Here is a 22,097-nt window from a genome sequence, read left to right as displayed (position 1 = left end):
CAGCGCATGCACCACGAACGCGAGGGGAACCAACCGGTGGAACCGGCTAACCACTTCCTGGTCCTGCGCCGCTACTGGCGGCTGCTGGCCGGCTGTACCGTCGCGGCCCTGCTGATCGGTCTGCTGCTCACGCCGACCGGCGACACCGTCGACAACGGCAAGTGGCAGTGCAAGGTGGCGATCACGCCGGTGGCGGGTTCGGGCGAGGCCGTCCGGGCCGACCAGGTGCTCTCGTACGCCGGCGGTTCGGACGTCACCACCGCCGCCGCCAAGAAGCTCGGCGTCACCGACGTGGCCGCGCTGGCGGCCCGGCGGACGGTGGCCGCCGCCAGCACCCAGATGCTCACCGTCTCCGTGATCGGCCCGACCCAGCACAACTGCGCCGAGACCGCCGCCGCCTTCGCCGAGGCGATCATCAACGGCTACAGCCAGGAGTCGGCGAAGAGCGCGAGCGAGTCGATCAAGCGGCTGGAGGCCCAGGCGGCCACCCAGCAGGAGCAGGTCAACAAGTTCCAGCAGCAGTACTCCGCCGCCAGGCCGGCCGACCAGCCAAAGCTGCAGCCGCAGTTGACCGCCGCACTGGCCTCGCTCACCAAGACCCTGACCGCGATCAGCGACCTGCAGAACGTCAGCCAGACCGACGCCATCCAGCAGTGGGGCTCGATCGACGCCAAGGAGGTCAGCGGCAACCTGCTCAGCTCGCCGAACCGCGGGGTCCGGCTGGCCCTCGCGGTGGTGCTCGGCCTCGCGCTCGGTGTGGTGGCCGCGTTGATGCTCAGTCGGATGGACACCCGGGTGCGGACCCGCAACGGCACCGAGGAGGCGTTCAACCTCCCGGTGATCGGCGAGATCCCGCAGCTGTCCCGGCGCCACCGCCGGCTGCGCGACCCGCTGGTGGTGGCCCGGCCCTCCGACCCGGGAGCCGAGGCGTTCCGCTCGCTCCGCTCCACCCTGCTGCTGACCGGCCCGCCCTCGCTGGCCGCACAGCTGGCCGAGGGCAACCTCAACCCGGCCGAGCTGGTCTCCCGGCGGCTGGCGCAGCCCGCGCCGGTGATCCTGGTGATGTCCGGCCGCAGCGGCGACGGGCGCACCACCACGGTGGCCAACCTGGCCGCCGCGCTGGCCGAGACCGGCCGCGAAGTCCTGGTGCTGGACTGCGACTTCCGCCACCCGCAGGCGCACGAGCACTTCGGGGTGGGCGGCGGCCCGGGGATGGCCGAGCTGCTCAGCGGTGAGCAGCTGCCCGAGCTGGACGACCTGATCCGGCGGACCAACGTGGACGGCGTCCACCTGATCACCGGCGGCAACGCCACCGCCTACCCGGCCGCACTGGTGCTGCGCGCGGGCGAGGTGCTGCGGCGGGCCAGGCGGCACGCCGACGTGGTGCTGATCGACAGCTCCCCGCTGCTGCACGCCAATGACGCCTACGACCTGGTCCGGCACGCGGACGCGGTGCTGGTCACCGTCCGGGCCGGCAATGTGACGCCCGAACAGGCGGACCGGGTCAGCGAGTTGCTCTCCCGCACCGGTGTGCCGGTGGCCGGGGTCGCACTGCTCGGCACGCTCGGCACGTCCGGCCGCCGGAACCGGGACAACCTGCACGCCGGGGCCGACCGGCCGGGTGCCGTTCCGTCCCAGCCCGCCGGGCCCGCGCTCCGGCAGCTGCCCGCCGAGGAGCCGGTGCACCGGGCCTCCCCGACCTGGGCCCGACGCGGCCAGGGCCCGGCCGCCGAGTCGGCGGCCGGCGGCCACGAGGGCGAGCTCCGGTGACCGCCGGCCGGGTGAAGGTGCTCTGGCTGACCAAGGGTCTGGGCCGGGGCGGCGCCGAGCAGTTGCTGGTCAACTGCGCCCGCCACGCCGACCGGGAGCGGTACGAGATCGAGGTCGCGTACGTGCTGCCGTGGAAGGACGCGCTGGTCCCGGCGCTGGAGGCGGCGGGCATCAAGGTGCACTGCCTGGGCCGGGCGCCCGGGCGGCTCTGGCCGTGGCGGCTGGCCCGGCTGCTGGCCCGGCGGCGGTACGACCTGGTGCACTCGCACATGCCGGTCCCGGCCGCGGCGGCCCGGCTGCTCACGCTGGGCCGGTCCCGACCGGTGCTGGTGCACACCGAGCACAACGTCTGGGAGCGCTACCGGACCGCCACCCGGTGGGCCAACTCGCTGACCTACCGGCGGAACCGGGCCGTGATCGCGGTCTCGCACGCGGTGGCCGCGGCGATCCCGGCGGCCCGCCGCCGGGTCGGCGACTTCGTGCACGTGGTGCACCACGGCCCGGACCTCGGCGGTGCGGCCGCCGGCCCGGCGGCCCGGGCCCGGGCGCGGGCCGAACTCGCCCTGCCGCCGGACGCGCTGGTGATCGGGACGGTCGCCAACTTCACCCCGAAGAAGGACCAGGCCACCCTGCTGACCGCGTTCGGGCTGCTCCGGCGCGAGCACCCGGGGGCCCGGCTGGTGCTGATCGGCTCCGGTCCGCTGGAGCCGGAGCTGCGGGCGGCGGCGGGCGAGGGCGTGGTGTTCGCGGGCTCCCGCTCCGACGTGCCCGAACTGCTGCCGGGCTTCGACGTGTTCACCCTGAGCTCCCGTCAGGAGGGGCTGCCGGTGGCGCTGATGGAGGCGATGACCAGCGGCCTCCCCTCGGTGGTGACCAGGGTCGGCGGCATGCCCGAGGTGCTGGACGACGGCGGGCAGGGCTTCCTGGTCGAGCCGGGCGACCCGGCCGCGCTGGCGGCCGCCTTCGAGCGGCTGGCCGCGGACCCGGAGCTGCGCGAGCGGCTCGGTGCGGCGGCCCGGCTGCGGTCCGAGCGGTTCGACGTGGCCGGGGCCCAGCGGTCCGTCGAGCAGGTGTACGAGCAGGTGCTGCGGAGCTGACCGGTCCCGCCCGACCGGCCCCGCCCGCCCCGCCCCTCCGACAGGAAGACACCATCGTGAGCGCGAGCCCCGAGCAAGTGCGGGCCGAAGCGGCCGAGCTGCTCTGCCGTCCGCTGGTCCCGGCCGACCGCCCCGCGGTGCTGGACCTGCTGACCGCCTCGCTGGCGGGCGGCCCGACCGGCACCCGCAGCGCCGAGTTCTTCGACTGGAAGCACCGCCGCAACCCGTTCGGCTCCAGCCCCGGGCTGGTGGCGGTCACCCCGGCGGGGCGGATCGTCGGCGTCCGGCTGTTCCTGCGCTGGGAGTGGCAGCGGGACGGGCAGGTGGTGCGGGCCGTCCGGCCGGTGGACACCGCCACCCATCCGGACTTCCAGGGCCGGGGCATCTTCCGCCGGCTCACCACCCAGCTGCTCGAACAGGTCTCCCCCGAGGCCGAGTTGGTCTTCAACACGCCGAACGGCAACAGCCTGCCCGGCTATCTCAGGATGGGCTGGCGGGACCTGGGGCAGATCCCGGTCACGCTCCGGGTGGCCCGGCCGCTCTCGTTCGCCCGGGGCGCCCGGGCCGCGCTCACCCGGCGCCGGGCCGCGGCCGGGCCGGTGCGGTGCGAACTACCCACCGCCGCCGACTGGTTCGGCACCGAGCCGCTGGCCGGGCTGCTGGCCGAGCGGGCGGCCGCGGACGCGCCGGACCACCGGCTCGCGGTGCTGCGGACCGAGGAGTTCCTGCGCTGGCGGTACGGCGACGCGCCGGGCCTGGACTACCGGGTGATCACCTGTCACCGGGGCAACGAGCTGTCCGGGGTGGCGTTCGGCCGGCCCCGGCGGCGCGGGCCGCTGGTGGAGTTCACCCTCGCCGACGTGATCGTCCGCCCCGGGGACGGCGGGTCGGCGGCCCGGCTGCTCCGGGCGGCGGCCCGGGCCGGCGGCGACCACGTGGCCACCCATCTGGCACCGGGCACCGAGGCGGCCGGGGCGGCGCTGCGGGTCGGCTACCTCCGGGCCCCGCGCACCGGCCTGCGGCTGGCGGCGCGGACCCCGGACGGCTCCCCGCCCCCCGAACCCGGGGCCTACCGGTTCACCCTCGGTGACCTGGAGGTCTTCTGATGGTCCGACAGGTCCTGCGGACGGTGCCCTGGCCGTCCGCGGTGGCCGGCACCCTGGTGCTGGGCTACGTCACCGTCTTCGTACTGGCCATGGTGCACACCAGCTACGACACCTGGGGCGCGCTGCTGGTGCTGCCGGCCCTGATGGCGATCGGCACCCCGATCCTGGCCCGGGTGGCGGCCGCCAACCCCGAGCGGGACATCTTCAAGCTGCTGATGCTGGCGATGGCGCTCAAACTGCTCTGCGCCTTCCCGCGCTACCTGATGGCCTTCGTGCTCTACGGCGGCGCAGCGGACGCCAAGATGTACCACCAGAAGGGCGGCGAGCTGGCGCTCTTCCTGACCAACGCCGACCTCTCCGCCGGGATCCACTACGACCTGGGCATGAAGGTGGCCGGCACCGGCTTCGTCATCATCATCACCGGTGTGATCTACACGATCACCGGCCCGTCCCTGGTCGGCGGCTTCCTGGTGTTCTCCTGGCTCGGCTTCTGGGGGCTGCTGCTGTTCTGGCGGGCGCTCCAGATCGCCTTCCCGGAGGCGGACACCCGGCGCTACGCCAAGCTGGTCTTCTTCCTGCCCTCGCTGCTGTTCTGGCCGTCCAGCATCGGCAAGGACGCCTGGATGATGTTCTGTCTGGGCCTGACCACCTACGGGGTGGCCCGGCTGCTGGACCGCCGGTTCGGCGCGTTCGTCTTCATCGCGATCGGCTCGCTGGGCACCGCGATGGTGCGCCCGCACGTCACCGTGCTGGCCGGGGCCGGGCTCACGGTGGCGTACGTGCTGCGCAAGCGGCCCAAGCAGGTGAGTGCGCTGGGGCCGCTGCGGATGGTGGTGACCGTGGTGGTGCTGGGCGCGATGGTGATGCTGATGCTGCAACAGGTCAACACCTTCTTCGGCACCACCGGCGGCGGGGGCGACTCGGTCAACCAGGTGCTCTCGGAGACCTCCCGCCGTACCTCGCAGGGCAATTCGGTGATCAACCAGGCCCCGGCCGAGGACGCGGCGCCCGCCTTCAGCCTCAATCCGGCCGGGCTGCCGATGGCGGTGGTCAGCGTGCTGTTCCGGCCGTTCCCGTTCGAGGCGTCCAACATCCAGAGCCTGTTCCAGTCGGTGGAGTGCTTCGCCCTGCTGGTGATGTTCATCCGGGGCTGGCCGAGGATGCGCCAGCTCCCCCGGCTGTTCCTGCGGCGCTCGTTCATCGCCTTCGCGCTGGTGTACACGCTGCTGTTCTGCTGGGCCTTCTCGACCATCAACAACCTCGGCATCCTGTCCCGCGAACGGGTCCAGGTGCTGCCGCTGGTGCTGGTGCTGCTGGCCGTGCCCCGCCCCGAGGGCAGCACTCCGGACGGCGGCCGCTCGGCCGTCCGCCGGCGGTCGCGCCCGCCGGTGTGGCGGGTGCAGCCCGGGCAGTGGGGTTCGCAGGAGGCCGTCCCCGTTCTCCGTCCGGCCCGCGTGGGCGGTCCGGACGGCCAGTCCCAGCCACCACCTCGTCCCAGGGGGGATCGACCCGACCATGACGACCACTGACACGTCGTTCGGCGACACACCGTTCCACGACACCGCCGCACCCGCCTTCCTCGGCGGCACGCCCGCCTTCCCCGACGGCCTGCCGCTGACCCGGGTCCAGGTACCGGACCGGGCCGGCCTGCTGGAGCGGCTCGGCGCCGTGCTGGACAGCGGCCAGCTGACCAACGGGCGGACGGTGGCCGAGCTGGAGCAGCGGGCCGCCGAACTGCTGGACGTACCGCACGTGGTGGCGGTCTCCAACTGCACCGCCGGGCTGATGCTGGTGCTGCAGGCCGCCGGGGTGGGCGGGGGCCGCCCGGTGCTGATGCCCGGCTTCACCTTCTCCGCCACCGCGCACGCCGCGCACTGGGCGGGCGGCTCGCCGCTGTTCGCCGAGGCCCGGGAGGTGGACATCACGCTCGACCCGGCCGACGCCGAGGCCCGGCTGAAGGCCGCCGACAACCCGGCCGCGCTGATGGCCACCCACGTCTACGGCACCCCCTGCCAGACCGAGGAGCTGCAGCGGATCGCGGACGCGGCCGGGCTGCCGCTGGTCTACGACTCCGCGCACGGCTTCGGCTCCAGCCGCAAGGGCGTGCCGGTGGGCAACTTCGGCCTGGCCGAGGTGTTCAGCATGAGCCCGACCAAGGTCGCGGTGGCGGGCGAGGGCGGTCTGGTGGCCACCCGGGACGCGGCGCTCGCGCAGACCATCCGGCACGGCCGGGACTACGGCAACCCCGGGGACTACAACACGCTCTTCCCCGGGCTGAACGCCCGGATGAGCGAGCTGCACGCGGCGGTCGGGCTGACCTGGCTGGCCGGGCTGCCCGAGCGGGTGGCCCACCGGGGCGCGCTGGTGGCCGAGTTCGCCCGGGCCACGGCCGGGGTGCCCGGCCTGCGGCTGGCGCTGCCGGAGGAGGGCGACGTCTCGACCTTCAAGGACCTCACCCTGATCCTGGACGCCGAGGCCTTCGGTCTGACGGCGGACCAGCTGGCCCGCGCGCTCAAGGCGGAGGGCATCGACACCCGGCGCTACTTCCACCCGCCGGTGCAGCGCCAGCAGGCGTACGCCCACCTCGGCCAGGCCGAGGCGCTGCCGGTCACCGACCGGCTGGCCGCCGCCGTGCTGACCGTCCCGCTGTGGACCCAGATGGACGCCGCGACCGTGCGGCGGACCGCCGACGCGGTGGCCCGGATCCAGCCGTATGCGGAGCGCCTGCTCGCCGCCGGGCTCTGAACCGGGCGGCTTGCCGCCCGGCGCTCCGGCTGCCGGGCGGCAAGCCCTTTCGGGCCTCGCACGGGGGTGCGGCGATTAGGCGGATAGGGTGAACTCGCTTGGACCACACGGGGGTTGGGTGGGCAGAATGACCCGCTGGGCCTGCTGGCCCCACCCTCCCCCGGCCGGTCCTCCGGCCTCTGTACGGTTTGGAGTTCCCGGTGTTCAAGGGATTCCGCAGCTTCCTGCTGCGCGGAAACGTCGTCGACCTCGCGGTCGGTATCGTGATCGGCGCGGCCTTCACCGCGGTCGTCACCGGCTTCGTCACGGCCTTCCTCACCCCGCTGCTCGGTGTCGCGACCGGTGCCGTCGGCGACTACAGCAAGCGCGCCTTCGACATCGGCGGCACCAGCTTCCCCTACGGTGCGTTCCTGAACGCGCTGATCAGCTTCGTGCTGATCAGCGCGGTGATCTACTTCGCCGTGGTGGTCCCGGTCGGGCGGCTGCAGGCCCGGTTCGAGCCGATCAAGGACGTCCCGGTCGCCAAGACCGACTGCCCGGACTGCCTGAGCTCGATTCCGGCCGCCGCCGTGCGCTGCTCGCACTGCACCTCGGAGCTGGCCGGCCGGCCCGGCTTCCCGGCCCAGGCGCTCGCCTCCCGCTGACCCGCACCGGCAGCCCCCGGCCCGGCAGTCCCGTACTGCCGGGCCGTGCCGTGCCCCGCCACCTGCCGGGCGACCCGCCGCGGGGGCTCACGGCGTCCGACACGCGCCCTCGGCCCGTCCCGGGGTTCACGGCCTCGCCCGGACACGGACCGTTCGCCGACTGTTCGACCCTCCGTCAGGCCCGCGCCGTGCCGTGGCCGTGGCCGGAAAGCGACGGCAAAATGTCCGATCATCACACTTTCGACCGACTTGTTCTGGCGAAGAGTACGTAAACACTGGAACTCCTACGCCTCCCACTCTCCTCAGCAGGCACATTGTGGGCTTACGGTATGCCCCATGACCTCGCCCCGCTCCTACGACGGAGTCGGCTACCCCTCTCCGTCCTTCAGCTCCGGCACGCCCATCTACGACAGCCTGGTCGCAGAACGCGGTGTCCCGCAGATCGCCCCCATCAATGTGCCCGCCGCGCTCCCCCCGGTCTCCGCCGGATACGGCTACGGCACCAACTACGGTTCCGGGTACGGGAATCCGGGGTTCGACAACCCCGTGAGCAACCTGCCCGCACTGCCGCCGGCCCGGCTCGCGCTGGGCCCGGGCCCGAGCAGCAGCGGCCCCGCCACCCAGTACATCCCGGCCCAGCCGGCCGGCCTGTACGCCGCCGCCCCGCAGCCGCCGGTCCCCGGCTACGGCGGGCAGCAGCAGCCGTACCTGCCGCCGCAGCGCCCGGCCGCACCCGGCCCCGGTTTCCAGCAGTACCAGCAGGCCGGTCAGGCCTTCGGTGCGCAGGGTTACGCCACGGCCCCGAACTTCGGTGCCCAGGGCGGCCAGCAGGGTGCCCCGCAGGCCTTCAACGGCCAGGCGGCCCAGGGCTTCCAGGACCAGAGCTTCGGCGGCAACCAGCTCCGCCCGGCCGCACCGGTGGCTCCGGTCCGCCCGGTCCAGCAGCAGCGCCCCCAGTACGCCGAGCAGGGCCAGTACCCGCAGCCCGGCTTCCAGGGGAACGCCTACTGACCCCAGCCGCGCACCACCTGCCCGGCCCCAGGGGGGAGCCGGACGGAGCAGGGCACCACGGTCGTCCCGAGGGCCGCCCGGACCACTTCGCACCACGGTCCGGGCGGCCCTCGCGCGTACCCGGCCCCAACCGGCGGCCCGCGTACGGAGCGCCCGCGGCAACTGGCAGGATGGGCCCATGGCACAGCTGACAGGTCTGCACATCTACCCCATCAAGTCCGCCTACCGGCTGAGCCCGGCGAGCGCGCAGGTGGAGCCCTGGGGCCTGACCGGCGACCGGCGCTGGATGCTGGTCGACGAGACCGGGCGGGCGGTCACCCAGCGGGAGGAGCCCGCGCTCGGCCAGATCCGGGTGCTGCCCGCCCCGGACGGCTCGCTGACCGTCACCGCGCCCGACGGCGACCGGATCGAGGTGGCCGCACCGTCCACCGCCGCCGGCGACCCCGAGGTCAAGGCCGAGGTCTTCGGCTCCTTCTTCACCACCGCCCTGGTCTCCGCCGAGGCCAACGCCTGGTTCGCGGGCCGCTTCCCGGGCGTCCGGCTGGTGCACCTGGACGACCCGCTGAGCCGCGCCGTCGACCCCGCGCACGCGGGCCCGGGCGACACCGTGACGATGGCGGACGGCTACCCGCTGCTGCTTGCCACCACCGGCTCGCTGGCCGAGCTGAACGCCCGGATCGCCGAGGACCACCCGGACGACGAGCGGAAGGCGGCCGCCCTCCCGATGGAGCGGTTCCGCCCCAACCTGGTGGTCGACGGCACCGACGCCTGGGCCGAGGACGACTGGCGCCGGGTCAGGATCGGCGAGCTCACCTTCCGGGTGGTCAAGCCCTGCGGCCGCTGCGTGGTCACCACCACTGACCAGGAGACCGGCGTCCGCCGGGGCCCCGAACCGCTGCGCGCCCTCGGCCGGCACCACCGGATCGGCCAGAAGCTGATCTTCGGGCAGAACCTGATCCCCGAACGCCCCGAAGGCTTCACCGGCCCGCTCGGCACCCTGCACCTGGGCGACGAGCTGACCGTCCTGGAGCACGCCTGACCGGTGCCCCCGGGGCACAGGCGCGTCGGAACCGAAAACCTGCTCGCTCGTTGTACCGGGTGTGGCCACCGAGCGGCGCCCGGGCAGGCAGGCCGTTGACAGTTGACCGAGGTGGGGATGGCGGGTCGTCATGGGTGAGCACAGGGTCAGGGTCACGCAGGACAGCGCCTCGCGCTGGCGCCGCCGGGCGGGCGAGTACGAGACCCTGGCCGAGGCGCTGGCCGCCGCCGAGCCGGGGGACACCCTGACCCTGCGGGCCGGCACGTTCCGGGAGAACGTCCTGCTCGACAAGGCGGTCGTGCTGCGGCCCGCCGACGGTCCCGGCAGCGTCCGGATCGACCCGCCGAGCGGGGTCCCGCTGACCGTCACGGCCGCCGCCGCCGTGCACGGCCTGGTGATCGAGGGCGGCGACAGCTCCGTCCCCGCCGTGCTGATCACCGGCCCGGAGGCGGCCGCCGAGCTGACCGGCTGCCGGGTGGAGACCCGGGCCGCGGTCGGCGTCGAGGCGACCGACCGGGCCGGGGCCGTGCTGCGCGGCTGCACCGTGCTCAACCCGAGCGGCCTGGGCATCCGGCTGCGCTCGGGCGCCGCCCTGCTCGCCGAGGACACCGAGCTGGCCTCCTCCGCCCAGGCCGGGCTGGCCGTGCTGGACGGCGCGAGCGCCCGGCTGACCAACTGCCGGGTGCACCACGCAGGCGGCGCCGGGGTGCTGCTGACCGACCAGGGCAGCACGGCCGAGCTGACCGGCTGTGAGATCTACGAGATCCGCGGCAGCGGCGTGCAGGCCGAGTCCCAGGCGGCCGGGCGGCTGACCGACTGCGAGATCCACCGGGTCACCGGCAACGGCCTCACCCTGGACACCGGTGCCGAGCTGACCCTGACCGGCTGCCGGGTGCACGACCTGCCGGAGAACGCCGCCGACCTGCGCCGGGGTTCGCGGCTCAGCCTGGAGAAGAGCATCCTGCAGGACTTCGGCCGGGGCGCGCTCTCGGTCTGGGAGCCGGGCACCCGGGCCGAGGCGGTGGCCAGCGAGATCCACACCAGCAGCAGCGACTTCCCCGCCGTCTGGGTCTGCGCCGGGGCCGAACTCACCCTCACCGACTGCTCGCTGCACGACCTGCGGGACGCCCTCTCGGTGCTGGACCAGGGCTCCCGGGTGACCGCCACCGACTGCTCGTTCAGCCGGATCGGCAGCTCGGCCGTCTCGGTCAGCGGCGGCGCGACCGTGGCGCTGGCCGACTGCCGGATCCAGGAGGCCGGCACCGGGCTCTGGTTCCGCGACCACGGCAGCGGCGGGCGGCTGACCGGCTGCGAGATCTCCGAGGTGAGCACCGGGGTGATCGTCACCAAGGGTGCCGACCCGGAGCTGGCCGACTGCACGGTGCGCGGCGCCGCCGAGGCCGCCGTCTACGTCTTCGCCCAGGGCCGGGGCAGTTTCACCGACTGCCGGGTCTCGCACGGCAAGGGCTTCGGCTTCTACGTACTGGACGGCTGCCGGACGGCGCTGACCCGGTGCCGGGCCGAGCAGAACGAGCAGGCGGGCTTCGAGTTCTCCGAGCCCGGCCCGGTCACCGACGGCTGCATCTCCGACGACGTGGCCCCGGCCGCGGCCGAGCTGCCCGCCCCCCGGACGGCCCAACTCACCACCGCCGCAGCCCCGGTGGCGACCCCGATCGCCCCGATCCCGGACTGGCGCCCGGCCGACGAGGCACTGGCCGAGCTGGAGTCGCTGATCGGCCTGGCCACCGTGAAGCAGGAGGTGCGCACCCTGATCGACCTGATCTCGGTCGGCCGCCGCCGCAAGGAGGCCGGCCTGAAGGCGCCCTCGCTCCGCCGCCACCTGGTCTTCACCGGCTCCCCCGGCACCGGCAAGACCACGGTGGCCCGGCTCTACGGCGAGATCCTCGCCTCGCTCGGCGTGCTCCAGCAGGGCCACCTGGTCGAGGTGGCCCGGGTCGACCTGGTCGGCGAGCACATCGGCTCCACCGCGATCCGCACTCAGGCCGCCTTCGACAAGGCCAGGGGCGGGGTGCTCTTCATCGACGAGGCGTACGCGCTGGCGCCCGAGGACGGTGCCAGGGACTTCGGCCGGGAGGCAATCGACACCCTGGTCAAGCTGATGGAGGACCACCGGGACGAGGTGGTGGTGATCGTCGCCGGGTACACCGCCGAGATGGAGCGCTTCCTGGGCGCCAACCCCGGGGTCTCCTCGCGCTTCTCCCGCACCGTCACCTTCCCGGACTACTCGGCCGCCGAGCTGCTGGAGATCGCCCGCTCGCAGTGCGCCGAGCACGAGTACGCCCTGGCCGAGCCGACCGAGGGCGCGCTGCTGGAGCACTTCGCCGGGTTGGAGCGCGGCCCCGGCTTCGGCAACGGCCGGACCGCCCGGCAGGTCTTCGAGACCATGGTGGAGCGGCACGCGATGCGGGTGGCCCAACTGGCGGACCCGTCCACCGAGGAGCTCCAACTGCTGGTTCCGGACGATCTCCCCGTCACCCTGCCCCGTTCCGGTATGACCATCTGACAGGATGGCGGAGGGAATCCAGTGAACGAAGGGCCGACCAGATGTCCGACACCAGCAACCTGCTGGCGGAGCAGCGCCGGGCGCTCATCCTCGACGAGGTCCGGCGGCGCGGCGGTGTCCGGGTCAACGAGCTGACCCAGCGGCTGAACGTCTCCGACATGACGATCCGTCGGGACCTGGACGCGCTGGCCCGGGCCGGGGCGGTGGAGAAGGTGCACGGCGGCGCGGTCGCGGCCGGGGCAGCGCTGGCCCACGAGCCCGGCTTCGAGGCCAAGTCCTCGCTCGAACCCTCCGCCAAGGAGCAGATCGCCCGGGCCGCGGCCGCGCTGGTCACCCCCGGCAGCGCGATCGCCCTCTCCGGCGGCACCACCACCTACGCGCTGGCCCAGCAGCTGCTGGAGATCGAGCAGTTGACCGTGGTGACCAACTCGGTGCCGGTCTCCGAGGTGTTCGAGCGGGCCCGCCGCCAGGGCAACGGCGCGGGGACCACCGTGGTGCTCACCGGCGGCGTCCGCACTCCGTCCGACGCCCTGGTCGGCCCGGTCGCCGACCGCTCGATCCGCTCGCTCCGGTTCGACCTGCTCTTCCTCGGCGCCCACGGCCTCTCCGCCGAGGCCGGTCTCAGCACGCCCAACCTGGCCGAGGCCGAGACCAACCGCACCCTGATCGAGTCGGCCCGCCGCACCGTGGTGGTCGCCGACCACACCAAGTGGGGCGTGATCGGCCTCTCCACCATCGCGCCGCTGGACGCCGTCGACACCTGGGTCACCGACCCGGGCATCGCGGCCCAGGACGCCGCCGGCGCGCGCGAGCACCTGCGCGCCCTGCTGATCGCGGACTGACCGGCCCGCCGGAACTACAGCGGAAGCTCGTAGAACAGCGCCTCGCCGTCCTGCCGGACCAGGGTCAGGCCCGCCTTGCGGAGCACGCCCTGGGAGGCCGGGTTGTCGGTACTGGTCTCGGCCCGGAACAGCCGGGCACCGGCGGCCCGGGCGTGCGCCAGCACGCCGAGCACCGCCTCGGTGGCGTACCCCTGGCCGCGGACGGCCTCGGCCAGGCCGTAGCCGACCTCGACCCCGCCGTCGTCGTCCGGGCCGCCGTGGAAGCCGATGCCGCCGATCGCGGCGCCGTCCGAGCGGCGGCGGATCTCGAAGTTGCCGAACGGGTGCGGGTCGTTGCCGTCCTGACAGCCCTTCAGGAACATCCGGGCGCCGGTCCGCTCCCCCTCGGCGGGGTAGCCGGGCGCCCAGACGTCCTCGGGGCCGGGCTCGCCGGCGGCCACCCGGCCTGCCTCCGCCGGGGTGAAGGGGTGCAGGACCAGGCGTTCGGTCTGAAGATCATTCATGCCGCACTGACTATCACTCCCGCCGGGCCCGCCGCCAGCCGTTTTACCGGTCCAGCCCGCCCTCACCGCGGAGGAAGCGCTCCAACTCCTGCTGGAACGGGGCGATCTCGATGCCCTCGCCCGCCAGCCACTCGTCGGAGTAGTACTTGTCCAGGTAGCGGTCGCCCGGGTCGCAGATCAGCGTGACCACGCTGCCCCGCTCCCCGGCGGCGCGCATCTCGGCGACGATCCGCAGCGCGCTCCACAGCCCCGTCCCGGTCGAGGCCCCGGCCTTCTTGCCGAGCACCTGCTCCAGCACCCGCATCGCGGCGATCGACGCGGCGTCCGGCACCTTCATCATCCGGTCGATCGCGCCCGGGACGAAGCTCGGCTCCATCCGGGGCCGCCCGATGCCCTCGATCCGCGAGCCCCGGTCGCAGGTGGCGTCCGGGTCGTGGTCGACCCAGCCCTGGAAGAAGCAGGAGTTCTCCGGGTCGGCCACGCAGATCCGGGTGTCGTGCTGCAGGTAGTGCACGTACCGGGCGATGGTGGCGGAGGTACCGCCCGTCCCGGCGGTGGCGACGATCCAGGCCGGCTCCGGGTGCGGCTCCAGGCGCAGCTGGGCGAAGATCGACTCGGCGATGTTGTTGTTCCCGCGCCAGTCGGTGGCCCGCTCCGCGTAGGTGAACTGGTCCATGTAGTGCCCGCCGGACGACTCGGCCAGCTGCGCCGAAGCCTCGTAGACCTCGCAGGCGTTGTCGACCAGGTGGCACTCGCCGCCGTGGAACTCGATCAGGTCGATCTTGGCCTGACTGGTCGTCTTGGCCATCACCGCGACGAACGGCACCCCGATCAGCTTGGCGAAGTACGCCTCCGACACCGCCGTCGACCCGCTCGACGCCTCGATCACCGGCTTGCCGGGCCGGATCCAGCCGTTGCACAGCGCGTACAGGAACAGCGAGCGGGCCAGCCGGTGCTTCAGGCTCCCGGTCGGGTGGGTCGACTCGTCCTTCAGGTAGAGGTCGATCCCCCACTCCTCCGGGAGCGGGAACCGCAGCAGGTGGGTGTCGGCGGACCGGTTCGCGTCGGCCTGGACCTTGCGGACCGCCTCCTTGAGCCAGGCACGGTACACCGGGTCGGTGCGGTCGACGTCCGTGATCTCGCTGGCCATGGTGCCGGTCTCCTCGGTATCGGTGGGTCAACTCCCGTGAGCAGTACCGAGTGTAACAAGTAACTACGATAAGTAACTTTTCTGCCACCCCCAGCTTCCGCTTATCGCCCCGTCCCCTCCCCCGCCGCTCAGCCCGCGTAGGGTGCGGTCGCCCGGGCGGTCCGCAGCGCCCGGCCCCACCACTGCAGTTGGCCGATCATGCCCTTGGCCGCGCCCTCGCTGACGGCGACGTCGCGCGGCTCGCCCTCCTCGGTCAGCCCCGACCACGGCCCGTGCAGGCTGACCGAGTCGCGGACGCTCACGGTGTGCGTCTCGGCGAAGACCTGCCGCAGCTGCTCCACGGCGCGCAGCCCGCCGCCGAGGCCGCCGTACGAGACGAAGCCGACCGGCTTGGCCCGCCACTCGGCGCCGTGCCAGTCGATCAGGTTCTTCAGCGCGGCCGGGAAGCTGTGGTTGTACTCGGGGGTGACCACCACGAAGGCGTCGGCGGCGGCCAGCCGGGGCGAGACGTCCGCCAGTGCGGCGGCGGCGGCCGGGCTCGGTGCGCTGCCCCAGCCGGGCATCTCCAGCGGCAGCGAGACGTCCGCAAGGTCGATCAGGTCCAGCTCCAGGCCGCCGTGGCTGCCGGCGGTGCGGAGGAACCAGTCGGCGACGGCGGGCCCCCGACGGCCCTCGCGGACGCTGGCGACGATGACCGCGACGCGCAACGGTGCGTCCTGGTGGGTGAGTTCGGTGCTCATGGTGGTGCCCCCTCCTCGACGGGGCGACCGCCCGCTGCGGCCTCCCCTCCGGTAAACTACAACGAACGTTGTCGAAAGTGCAACGGTCGTTGTAATTCTTGGGAGGTGCGTGTGTCCGACACCAACGAGGCCAGGCTGGAACAGGCCCGGCGCGAGGTCCCGCCCCGCAGACTGGCGAAGCAGATCGCCATCGCGGGGGCCTCCTGCACCGTCTTCGGCCGCGAGGGCTACGCCCGCGCCTCGGTGGACGCACTCGCCGCCGCGGCCGGCGTCTCGACCCGCACCCTCTACAACCACTTCCCGGACGGCAAGGCGCAGCTCTTCCGCACCGTGGTCGACTGGACCTCGGCCGAGGTCCGGGACGCCCAGATCGGCCGCATCACCGCCCTGTTGGACCCCGAGCGGCCGCCCCGCCCCGCCGATCTGGAGCGCGACCTCACCGCCCTCGCGCACGCCTTCGTGAGTCAGATGGCCGAGTTCCCGGACCACTTCGCCCTGGTCCGGCACATCCACGCCGAGGCCGACCACGTACCGGGCGAGGTCCTGGCGGCCTGGCAGGCGGCCGGCCCGGAGCCGGTCCGCCGCGCCCTCGCCGACGCCATGTCAGGCCTGGCCCGGGCCGGCCTGCTCGACCTGCACGGCGACCCGGCCCTGGCCGGCTCCCACTTCATGGCGCTGACCTCGCACGCCATCGTCCAGCTCTCCCACTACGGCGTCCTCCCCCTCCCACCGGAGACCACCGACCACCTGGTCTCCGGCGGCGTGGCCGCCTTCCTCCGCGCCTACCGGGCCGGGTAGCGGGTCAGCAGGGCCTGGAGGTAGTCCTCCAGGCGGCCGGCCAGCACACCGGGGGTCAGGTCGGTTCGGCCCGACTCCCGCCAGGGGGCGGCGACCTTCTCGGCGTCCGGGGCGAAGGCCAGGGCGTCCAGCAGGCGCCAGTACAGGTGGGCGCCGGGCTCCCCGGCCAGCGAGCCGCCCGCCCGGACGTAGCGGTCGGCGAAGCCCATGCCCGCCTCGACCCCGTGCAGCAGCGCCAGGGCGGTGGAGCAGTGCGCCACGTCCAGGTCGGCCGGCCCCCAGGAGGTCTCCACCCAGTCGACCACGCCGCTGATCCGCAGGCCGTCGTCGTCCGCCCCCTCGAACAGGACGTTGCCGGGGTGGAAGTCCCGGTGCAGGAAGCAGGGTTGATGGTCCGGCGGATCGCGCCGGATGACGTCCACGGCGCGCTCCCACAGCTCCGGGCGCCCGGTGGCCGCCGGAACGTCCACCCGCTCCGGGCCGGTCCAGGCCTGGTAGGCCCGCGGCCGGGTCTCCGCATCCACTTGCACCCGGTGGATCCGCAGCAGCTGACGGGCCAGCAGGTCCGCCCCCCTGGTCGGCCAGCCGGATCGCTCCCGGCAGCAGGGTCATCAGCAGCGACGGGTGGTCGCAGTGCTCCGCCCCGGCATCGACCGCCACCAGCCGGGCGGCGGGCACATCCGTGCCTTCGAGCAGCCGCAGCACGTCCGCCTCGCGGGTCAGCAGCCCCTCGGCGTGCTCGACGAAGAACGCCTTGACGAACGACCGCAGCACCAGCCCGCGCTCGCCTCCCGGCCCGGAGACTCCCAGCCGGCGCATGTCCGAGGTCCAGCCCCCGCGCAGCCGGACCACCTCGTCGATCCGCTCCGACCCGGACAGCCCCCGCTCCACCCAGGACCGCGTCGCGGCCCAGCCCTCCCCTGTGTCCATGCCGCGATCATCACACTTTCAGGCCGCCAGATGCGGCCTGAGGCCGTCCAACAGGACGGTGAGGTAGGCGTGGACGAGGTCGGGCGAGGACGGCTCGGCCCGGGCGACGGCCAGGGCGGTGGCGCCGATGAGGGCGGAGATGACCGCGGGGTCGAGGTCCGCGCGGACCTCGCCGTCGCGGCGCGCGCCGCCGATCATCTCCTCCACGGCGCCGACCAGGCCGGCCCGCAGTGCGGTGGTGGCGGGCAGGTCGAGGCCGGTGAGCTGCTCGTTGACGGCGTGGTGGGCGGCCTGAAAGGCGATCAGTTCACCCAGGAACGTCCGCAGCGCCAGGTAGGGCGCGGTTTCGGCGAGCAGATCGCGGGCCCGTTGCACGACGGGCTCCAGCAGTTGGGCGACCGCGGCGTCCAGCAGGGCGTCCTTGCCGCCGAAGGCGCGTACGACGGTGGCCGCCCCCAGCCCGGCGCGCCTGGCGATGGTCTCGACGGTCAGGGACGCGCCACGCTCGGACATCAGCGCCACGGCGGCGGCCAGGGCGAGCTCCCGGTTGCGCACGGCATCGGCGCGGCGTTTCGGCGGGCCCTGGGGCCCCGGGGACGTTGACAACTGGAATGCCCCTTCCACATACTCAACTGGAACGCACGTTTCACTTCACTCTAACGGGAAGAGCCCCCATGAACGAGCGGATCCTGATCACCGGAGCCGGAATCGCCGGACTCGCCCTGGCCCACTGGCTGGCCCGGCACGGCGCACGGCCCACCGTGGTCGAGCGCGCCCCCGGCCTGCGCGCCGGCGGCAACGGGGTGGACCTGCGCGGCGACGCGATCACCGTGGCCGACCGGATGGGCCTGCTGGAGCGCATCCGCGACCTGGCCACCGACGTGAACGGCATCAAGTTCGTCGACGCCGCCGACCGCGCCGTCGCCCGGATCGCCACCCGCGACGCCGCCTCGGTCGAGATCATGCGGGGCGACCTGGTCGCGCTGCTGCGCGAGTCGGCCGACCAGGTGGAGATCCGGTTCGGGGACTCGGTCCGGACCCTGGAGCAGGACGACCACGGCGTGACGGTCGGCTTCGCGCACGCCGCCGACCGCCGGTTCGACCTGGTGGTCGGCGCCGACGGAGTGCACTCCGACCTGCGGCGGCTCGCCTTCGGCCCCGAGGAGCGGTACCTCCGGCACCTGGGCCACTACTTCGCCTTCGCCGACGCCGACGCCCGGCTGGGCGAGGACCGCTGGGTGACGATGTTCAACACACCGGGCCGGATGGCCGGCTTGTACCGGTCCGGCAACCACGCCGAGGCCAAGGCGTACTTCATCTTCCGCTCCGGGCCGCTGGGTTACGACCGCCGCGATGTCGCAGCGCACAAGCGGCTGGTCGCCGAGGCGTTCGCCGACCAGCCGTGGCGGCCCGGCCGCGGCCTGCTGACAGCGGCGCTGGCCGACCCCGACTTCTACTTCGACGCCCTCGGCCAGGTCCGAATGGACTCCTGGTCGAACGGACGCACCGCCCTGGTCGGCGACGCGGCCTGGTGCGCCTCCCCGGCCTCGGGCGCGGGTGCCGAACTGGCCCTGGTCGGCGCCTACCGACTGGCCGGGGAACTGGCCGCAGCCGGCGGCGACCACCGGACCGCCTTCGCCCGGTACGAGGCCGCCCACCGCTCGCTGGTCACCCGCAGGCAGCAGATCGGCCCGAACGTCCGGCTCATGGTCCCGAGGACCGAGGGCGGCCGGGTCCTGCGCAACGCGCTGGCCCGACTGCCGCTCCTGAACGCCGCCGCAGCGGTCGAACGCCGCCTGGCCCGCACCGCCGAACCCCTGACCGACTACCGCCGCGCCGCCTGACGGGTGCGGCCGGGCCGGTGACGTGCCGTCAGGAGCCGTCGGGCGCGGAAGGGGGCCGGTCGCTCCTCGATCAGGCACAGCAGTTCGGAGCTGCCCGAGGTATTTTGCACGGCGGATGTCCATCACGCTGCTCCGGTCACCGGACGGCGACTCTCCGGGGAGCCCAGCTTTGACCGGTCCGCGCGCGCCCTTCCTCTACGTCGTCGTCTGCGCCTCGGGGGTCGCGGGCGACGTGGGCCGACTCATCACCGCCGCCCAGCACGAGGGCTGGCAGGTCGGCGTGGTGGCCACCCCGCAGGCGCTCGGCTTCATCGACCGGGAGGCGGTCGAGGCCGCCACCGGCTACCCGATCCGCTCCGCCTGGCGCACGCCCGGCACCCCGAATCCGCTACCGCCCGCCGATGCGATCGCGGTCGCACCGGCCACCTTCAACACCATCAACAAGTGGGCCGCCGGCATCTCGGACACGCTCGCCCTCGGCATCCTCTGCGAGGCGTACGGGCTCGGCATCCCCACCGCCGTCCAGCCGTGCCTCAACTCCGCCCAGGCCGCCCACCCGGCCTACCCCGAGAGCCTGGCCCGGCTCCGCTCGATGGGTGTGCTGATCGGCGACCACGTCCCCGGGGCGAGCGCAGCGGACGGCTACGGCTGGACCCACGTCCTCGACCTGCTCCGGCCGGTCCTCGACCGCGCGCACCGGCAACCCGGGGCCTAGGGGGCATACCGGTACCGGTACGGACCTCAGGCGACGTCGGCGGGGATCGCCACGGCCGCGCCGGTGACCCGGACGCGGGCGTCGCCCGCGCGGAGCTCGACCCGCAGGCGGCCCGGGCGGCCGAGGTCGTGGCCCTGGTGCAGGGTCAGCACGGCGTCGGGGGTGGTCTCGCCGAGGGTGCGGAGGTAGGCGCCGAAGGCGGCGGCCGCCGCGCCGGTGGCCGGGTCCTCGACCACGCCGCCGACCGGGAAGGGGTTGCGGACGTGGAAGACGCCGACGGACTCGCGCCAGACCAGCTGGAGGGTGGTCAGGTCACGGTCCGTCATGAAGCGGGCCAGGCCGTCGAAGTCGTAGGCGAGGTCGGCCAGCCGCTCGCGGGTGGCGGCGGCGAGCACCAGGTGCCGGGCCCCGGCGTACGCGATCCGGGCCGGCAGGGACGGGTCCAGGTCGGCGGCGGCCCAGCCGAGCAGGGTGAGCGCCTCCGCCACGTCCGCCTGCGGAATCGGCAGCACGTGCGGTTCGACGCTGGTGAGGGTCGCCTCCAGCGCGTCCGGCCCGGCGGTGACGGAGACCGGGACGGGGCCGGCCCCGGTCTGGAACAGCAGCTCACCGGGGCCGATCCGGTCCGCCAGCGCGACGGCGGTGGCCACGGTGGCGTGCCCGCAGAACGGGACCTCCGCCAGCGGGCTGAAGTAGCGCACCGCGAAGCTGCGTTCGGTCGGGCCCGGGGTGAGGAAGGCGGTCTCGGAGTAGCCGAGCCCAGCCGCGATCGCGAGCTGGGCGGCGGCGTCCAGCCCGGTGGCGTCGAGCACCACCCCCGCAGGGTTGCCACCGGCCGGGTCGGTGGTGAAGGCGGCGTACCGGAGCACCTCGGGCGCGTTGTTGATCATGTCCGGCCGCAACGCCGCCGCCCGGCCGCCTATTCCCGGAAACACCCGGGCCGTCCAGGTCACCAGGGTTTAACCCGCCCGCTCCCGCTCGGCACCGGCACGAGACCTGGCGGCAAATCCCCCGTCATGACGACCGGTCAGGCTGAGGGCACCGCAACTCACCGAGAGGAAGCCCCACATGAGCGACTTTGCCCACCTCGCCACCGCACTCGCCGGTCTCTACACCGTGACCGACAACGGCTCCGGCGCCCCCGACCGCGTCTCCGAGCACGAGGCCGACCGGCTGGCCACCCTCCCCCGCCACGAACACCGCCCGCTCCGCCCGATCCGCCGACGCCGCACCCTCCGCCGGCCGGCCTGACCTGCCCTCCTACCGGTCGAGCGTCCCCGGCTCGGTCCGCCAGCGGGCCCGCAGCACCCCGTCGGGGTCGGGCAGTACGGCGCTCAGCAGCGGCTTCCGCTCGTCCGCGTTCAGCGACAGCACGGTCGCGGCCCGGGCCCGTTCCGCGATGGCCGGCAGCTCCGCGAGCTCCTCCTCGTCCCAGACCAGGAGGCTGTGCAGCCGCCCGTCCCGGTCCTCCCAGACCAGCTCCGCCGACTCCTCCGCCGACAGGCTGCCGAGCACCGCCGCCACGTCCTCGCCCGGCCCCGGCCAGGCACTGAGCTGCGCCCGCGGCGCGAGCCCGTCCCGGACCGCGTCCAGCCCGGGGACGGTCAGCCGGTGCCAGCGGGTCTGGTTCTGGACGTACGCCTCCTCCAGCAGGCCGACCCGCCCGTCCGCCACCGCCGCCGCCAGCCGGGCCCAGAACCGGTCGTCGGCCGGGCACTGCTCGCCGGGTTCCGGCTCCGGCTCGCAGGGGGAGCAGTCGAGCCGCTCGGCGAACAGGCCGAGGCCGGCGGTCCGCCGGACGGCCTCCGGGCAGGGCACGGCACTGCCGACGTAGACGTACTGGTCCCAGCCGACGTGCACGAAGAAGTGCCCCTCGGCCTCCAGGCGACAGAACAGCTCGTCGCCGCGCAGCATCCCCCGGAGCAGCGCGATCGCCTGGTCGAGCGTCACCTCCGCACCGTCGTGGTACGCCGTCACCCCGTCGGGCAGCCGGGTGTCCGGCGAGCCGAGCCCGGGCTCCCGGATCGCCAACCGCTCGACCCCGGCCTCGACGGCGAAGGCCCGCACCGCCGCCAGGTACGCGGCCAGCACCGGGCCGTCGTCGCAGTCGGTGTCCTCGGTGCCGGTGTAGTGGCCGGACCCGTCCCGGTCGGCCGGGTCGTACTTGGTGACGCGATGGACGAACGGGAGCATCCGGACAATCTAACCGCCCCGGGCTGATGATCCTCGCCCTGGCGCAGGCCGCTCCGCACAGGGCCGGTCTACTCGACCAGGCGCCCCGAGGCGGTGCCGATCACCTCGTCGAGGACGTCCCGGGAGCGGACCAGGTCGGTGATCATGCGGTCGATCCGGTCCCGTTCGGCGCTGAGTTCGTCGACCAGCTGCGGGGTGGCCCGTTCGTTCGGGCCGCCGTCCGCGTCCCGCATGCAGGGCAGCAGTTCGCCGATCTTGCGACTGTTCAGCCCGGCGGCGTAGAGGGCCTGGATCCGGATCACCCGGTCCACCGCCCAGTCGCCGTAGGTGCGTTGGCCGCCGGGGGTGCGTTCGGACCGGAGCAGCCCCTGGGTCTCGTAGTAGCGCAGCGACCGTTCGCTGACTCCGGTGTCGCGCGCCAGTTCACCGATCCGCATGCCTCAACC

At 73.9% G+C, this 22,097-nt stretch carries 21 protein-coding genes and 1 pseudogene; 14 read left to right on the top strand and 8 right to left on the bottom strand.

The annotated features are described in order from the left end of the window. Nucleotides 1-36 precede the first annotated feature (36 nt). The 10 genes from ABT118_RS25590 (at nucleotide 37) to ABT118_RS25545 (ending at nucleotide 12,778) form a co-directional block, all read left to right on the top strand. The gene (locus tag ABT118_RS25590; protein WP_350673206.1) at nucleotides 37-1,770 is read left to right on the top strand and encodes a tyrosine-protein kinase family protein; all 1,734 of its coding nucleotides are present in this window, start codon (nucleotides 37-39) and stop codon (nucleotides 1,768-1,770) included. After that, the gene (locus tag ABT118_RS25585) at nucleotides 1,767-2,867 is read left to right on the top strand and encodes a glycosyltransferase (RefSeq protein ID WP_350673202.1); all 1,101 of its coding nucleotides are present in this window, start codon (nucleotides 1,767-1,769) and stop codon (nucleotides 2,865-2,867) included. Before ABT118_RS25590 ends, ABT118_RS25585 begins: the two co-directional genes overlap by 4 nt. Nucleotides 2,868-2,923: 56 nt before the next feature. Beyond that, nucleotides 2,924-3,973: a GNAT family N-acetyltransferase gene (locus ABT118_RS25580; protein WP_350673199.1), complete on the top strand. Its 1,050-nt coding sequence runs from the start codon at nucleotides 2,924-2,926 to the stop codon at nucleotides 3,971-3,973. Continuing rightward, nucleotides 3,973-5,502: a hypothetical protein gene (locus ABT118_RS25575; RefSeq protein WP_350673197.1), complete on the top strand. Its 1,530-nt coding sequence runs from the start codon at nucleotides 3,973-3,975 to the stop codon at nucleotides 5,500-5,502. Before ABT118_RS25580 ends, ABT118_RS25575 begins: the two co-directional genes overlap by 1 nt. Continuing rightward, nucleotides 5,489-6,718 (top strand): DegT/DnrJ/EryC1/StrS family aminotransferase, encoded by a 1,230-nt coding sequence (locus tag ABT118_RS25570; protein ID WP_350673193.1) that lies wholly within the window; start codon nucleotides 5,489-5,491, stop codon nucleotides 6,716-6,718. Before ABT118_RS25575 ends, ABT118_RS25570 begins: the two co-directional genes overlap by 14 nt. Before the next feature lie 200 nt (nucleotides 6,719-6,918). Next, nucleotides 6,919-7,362 carry a large conductance mechanosensitive channel protein MscL gene (mscL, locus tag ABT118_RS25565; protein ID WP_350673189.1) on the top strand — a complete coding sequence of 148 codons (444 nt, stop codon included), beginning with the start codon at nucleotides 6,919-6,921 and terminating at the stop codon, nucleotides 7,360-7,362. A 336-nt stretch (nucleotides 7,363-7,698) separates the two neighbouring features. After that, the gene (locus ABT118_RS25560) at nucleotides 7,699-8,373 is read left to right on the top strand and encodes a DUF6643 family protein (RefSeq protein ID WP_350673185.1); all 675 of its coding nucleotides are present in this window, start codon (nucleotides 7,699-7,701) and stop codon (nucleotides 8,371-8,373) included. 178 nt (nucleotides 8,374-8,551) lie between these two features. Beyond that, nucleotides 8,552-9,412 carry an MOSC domain-containing protein gene (locus ABT118_RS25555; RefSeq protein WP_350673183.1) on the top strand — a complete coding sequence of 287 codons (861 nt, stop codon included), beginning with the start codon at nucleotides 8,552-8,554 and terminating at the stop codon, nucleotides 9,410-9,412. A 130-nt stretch (nucleotides 9,413-9,542) separates the two neighbouring features. Beyond that, the gene (locus tag ABT118_RS25550) at nucleotides 9,543-11,936 is read left to right on the top strand and encodes a right-handed parallel beta-helix repeat-containing protein (protein WP_350673180.1); all 2,394 of its coding nucleotides are present in this window, start codon (nucleotides 9,543-9,545) and stop codon (nucleotides 11,934-11,936) included. Between the two features lie 41 nt (nucleotides 11,937-11,977). Then, entirely contained in the window at nucleotides 11,978-12,778 is an 801-nt protein-coding gene (locus ABT118_RS25545; protein ID WP_350673178.1) for a DeoR/GlpR family DNA-binding transcription regulator, read from the top strand. A gap of 14 nt (nucleotides 12,779-12,792) precedes the next feature. On the opposite strand, the gene ABT118_RS25540 is transcribed toward ABT118_RS25545, so the two are convergent. The 3 genes from ABT118_RS25540 to ABT118_RS25530 all read right to left on the bottom strand — a co-directional run bounded on the left by ABT118_RS25540 (nucleotide 12,793) and on the right by ABT118_RS25530 (nucleotide 15,171). Then, the gene (locus tag ABT118_RS25540) at nucleotides 12,793-13,281 is read right to left on the bottom strand and encodes a GNAT family N-acetyltransferase (protein WP_350673176.1); all 489 of its coding nucleotides are present in this window, start codon (nucleotides 13,279-13,281) and stop codon (nucleotides 12,793-12,795) included. A 43-nt stretch (nucleotides 13,282-13,324) separates the two neighbouring features. Continuing rightward, nucleotides 13,325-14,431 carry a PLP-dependent cysteine synthase family protein gene (locus tag ABT118_RS25535; protein ID WP_350673173.1) on the bottom strand — a complete coding sequence of 369 codons (1,107 nt, stop codon included), beginning with the start codon at nucleotides 14,429-14,431 and terminating at the stop codon, nucleotides 13,325-13,327. A 128-nt stretch (nucleotides 14,432-14,559) separates the two neighbouring features. Further along, a complete protein-coding gene (locus ABT118_RS25530) occupies nucleotides 14,560-15,171 on the bottom strand; it encodes an NADPH-dependent FMN reductase (RefSeq protein ID WP_350673170.1) in 612 nt (203 codons plus the stop codon). 111 nt (nucleotides 15,172-15,282) lie between these two features. On the opposite strand from ABT118_RS25530, the gene ABT118_RS25525 reads away from it, so the two are divergent. After that, the gene (locus ABT118_RS25525; RefSeq protein WP_350673168.1) at nucleotides 15,283-15,969 is read left to right on the top strand and encodes a TetR/AcrR family transcriptional regulator; all 687 of its coding nucleotides are present in this window, start codon (nucleotides 15,283-15,285) and stop codon (nucleotides 15,967-15,969) included. Here ABT118_RS25525 and ABT118_RS25520 read toward each other — a convergent pair. Both ABT118_RS25520 and ABT118_RS25515 read right to left on the bottom strand, forming a co-directional pair. Continuing rightward, a pseudogene (locus ABT118_RS25520) lies at nucleotides 15,954-16,899 on the bottom strand (phosphotransferase family protein). The gene ABT118_RS25525 and the pseudogene ABT118_RS25520 sit on opposite strands and share 16 nt — an antisense overlap. Nucleotides 16,900-16,917: 18 nt before the next feature. Then, on the bottom strand, nucleotides 16,918-17,505 hold the full coding sequence (locus tag ABT118_RS25515; RefSeq protein WP_350673166.1) for a TetR/AcrR family transcriptional regulator: 588 nt from the start codon (nucleotides 17,503-17,505) through the stop codon (nucleotides 16,918-16,920). Between the two features lie 68 nt (nucleotides 17,506-17,573). On the opposite strand from ABT118_RS25515, the gene ABT118_RS25510 reads away from it, so the two are divergent. Together ABT118_RS25510 and ABT118_RS25505 are read left to right on the top strand one after the other, a co-directional pair. Then, nucleotides 17,574-18,743: an FAD-dependent monooxygenase gene (locus tag ABT118_RS25510; RefSeq protein WP_350673164.1), complete on the top strand. Its 1,170-nt coding sequence runs from the start codon at nucleotides 17,574-17,576 to the stop codon at nucleotides 18,741-18,743. A 169-nt stretch (nucleotides 18,744-18,912) separates the two neighbouring features. Beyond that, nucleotides 18,913-19,458, top strand: coding sequence for a flavoprotein (locus ABT118_RS25505; protein ID WP_350673162.1), 546 nt, complete (start codon nucleotides 18,913-18,915; stop codon nucleotides 19,456-19,458). Between the two features lie 26 nt (nucleotides 19,459-19,484). Here the strand turns inward: ABT118_RS25505 and ABT118_RS25500 are convergent, their stop codons facing one another. Next, on the bottom strand, nucleotides 19,485-20,348 hold the full coding sequence (locus tag ABT118_RS25500; protein WP_350673159.1) for a PhzF family phenazine biosynthesis protein: 864 nt from the start codon (nucleotides 20,346-20,348) through the stop codon (nucleotides 19,485-19,487). Between the two features lie 178 nt (nucleotides 20,349-20,526). Between ABT118_RS25500 and ABT118_RS25495 the strand changes: the two genes are divergently transcribed. Beyond that, nucleotides 20,527-20,709 carry a hypothetical protein gene (locus tag ABT118_RS25495; RefSeq protein ID WP_350673157.1) on the top strand — a complete coding sequence of 61 codons (183 nt, stop codon included), beginning with the start codon at nucleotides 20,527-20,529 and terminating at the stop codon, nucleotides 20,707-20,709. 9 nt (nucleotides 20,710-20,718) lie between these two features. On the opposite strand, the gene ABT118_RS25490 is transcribed toward ABT118_RS25495, so the two are convergent. Both ABT118_RS25490 and ABT118_RS25485 read right to left on the bottom strand, forming a co-directional pair. Then, nucleotides 20,719-21,651, bottom strand: coding sequence for an RNA-binding protein (locus ABT118_RS25490; RefSeq protein ID WP_350673156.1), 933 nt, complete (start codon nucleotides 21,649-21,651; stop codon nucleotides 20,719-20,721). Between the two features lie 68 nt (nucleotides 21,652-21,719). Continuing rightward, a complete protein-coding gene (locus tag ABT118_RS25485; protein WP_350673155.1) occupies nucleotides 21,720-22,088 on the bottom strand; it encodes a MerR family transcriptional regulator in 369 nt (122 codons plus the stop codon). Nucleotides 22,089-22,097: the final 9 nt, after the last annotated feature.

Source organism: Kitasatospora sp. NPDC002040 (assembly GCF_040296785.1).
GTDB lineage: Bacteria > Actinomycetota > Actinomycetes > Streptomycetales > Streptomycetaceae > Kitasatospora.
Note: the sequence above shows the minus strand (reverse complement) of the source record. Positions and strands in the feature narration are given on the sequence as shown.

Coding starts and splice junctions, on each gene's coding strand:
- ABT118_RS25495 (WP_350673157.1), top strand. CDS start 20,527: ATGAGCGACTTTGCCCACCTCGCCACCGCACTCGCCGGTCTCTACACC.
- ABT118_RS25510 (WP_350673164.1), top strand. CDS start 17,574: ATGAACGAGCGGATCCTGATCACCGGAGCCGGAATCGCCGGACTCGCC.
- ABT118_RS25485 (WP_350673155.1), bottom strand. CDS start 22,088: ATGCGGATCGGTGAACTGGCGCGCGACACCGGAGTCAGCGAACGGTCG.
- ABT118_RS25540 (WP_350673176.1), bottom strand. CDS start 13,281: ATGAATGATCTTCAGACCGAACGCCTGGTCCTGCACCCCTTCACCCCG.
- ABT118_RS25570 (WP_350673193.1), top strand. CDS start 5,489: ATGACGACCACTGACACGTCGTTCGGCGACACACCGTTCCACGACACC.
- ABT118_RS25545 (WP_350673178.1), top strand. CDS start 11,978: ATGTCCGACACCAGCAACCTGCTGGCGGAGCAGCGCCGGGCGCTCATC.
- ABT118_RS25530 (WP_350673170.1), bottom strand. CDS start 15,171: ATGAGCACCGAACTCACCCACCAGGACGCACCGTTGCGCGTCGCGGTC.
- ABT118_RS25550 (WP_350673180.1), top strand. CDS start 9,543: ATGGGTGAGCACAGGGTCAGGGTCACGCAGGACAGCGCCTCGCGCTGG.
- ABT118_RS25490 (WP_350673156.1), bottom strand. CDS start 21,651: ATGCTCCCGTTCGTCCATCGCGTCACCAAGTACGACCCGGCCGACCGG.
- ABT118_RS25500 (WP_350673159.1), bottom strand. CDS start 20,348: ATGATCAACAACGCGCCCGAGGTGCTCCGGTACGCCGCCTTCACCACC.
- ABT118_RS25575 (WP_350673197.1), top strand. CDS start 3,973: ATGGTCCGACAGGTCCTGCGGACGGTGCCCTGGCCGTCCGCGGTGGCC.
- ABT118_RS25560 (WP_350673185.1), top strand. CDS start 7,699: ATGACCTCGCCCCGCTCCTACGACGGAGTCGGCTACCCCTCTCCGTCC.
- ABT118_RS25535 (WP_350673173.1), bottom strand. CDS start 14,431: ATGGCCAGCGAGATCACGGACGTCGACCGCACCGACCCGGTGTACCGT.
- ABT118_RS25555 (WP_350673183.1), top strand. CDS start 8,552: ATGGCACAGCTGACAGGTCTGCACATCTACCCCATCAAGTCCGCCTAC.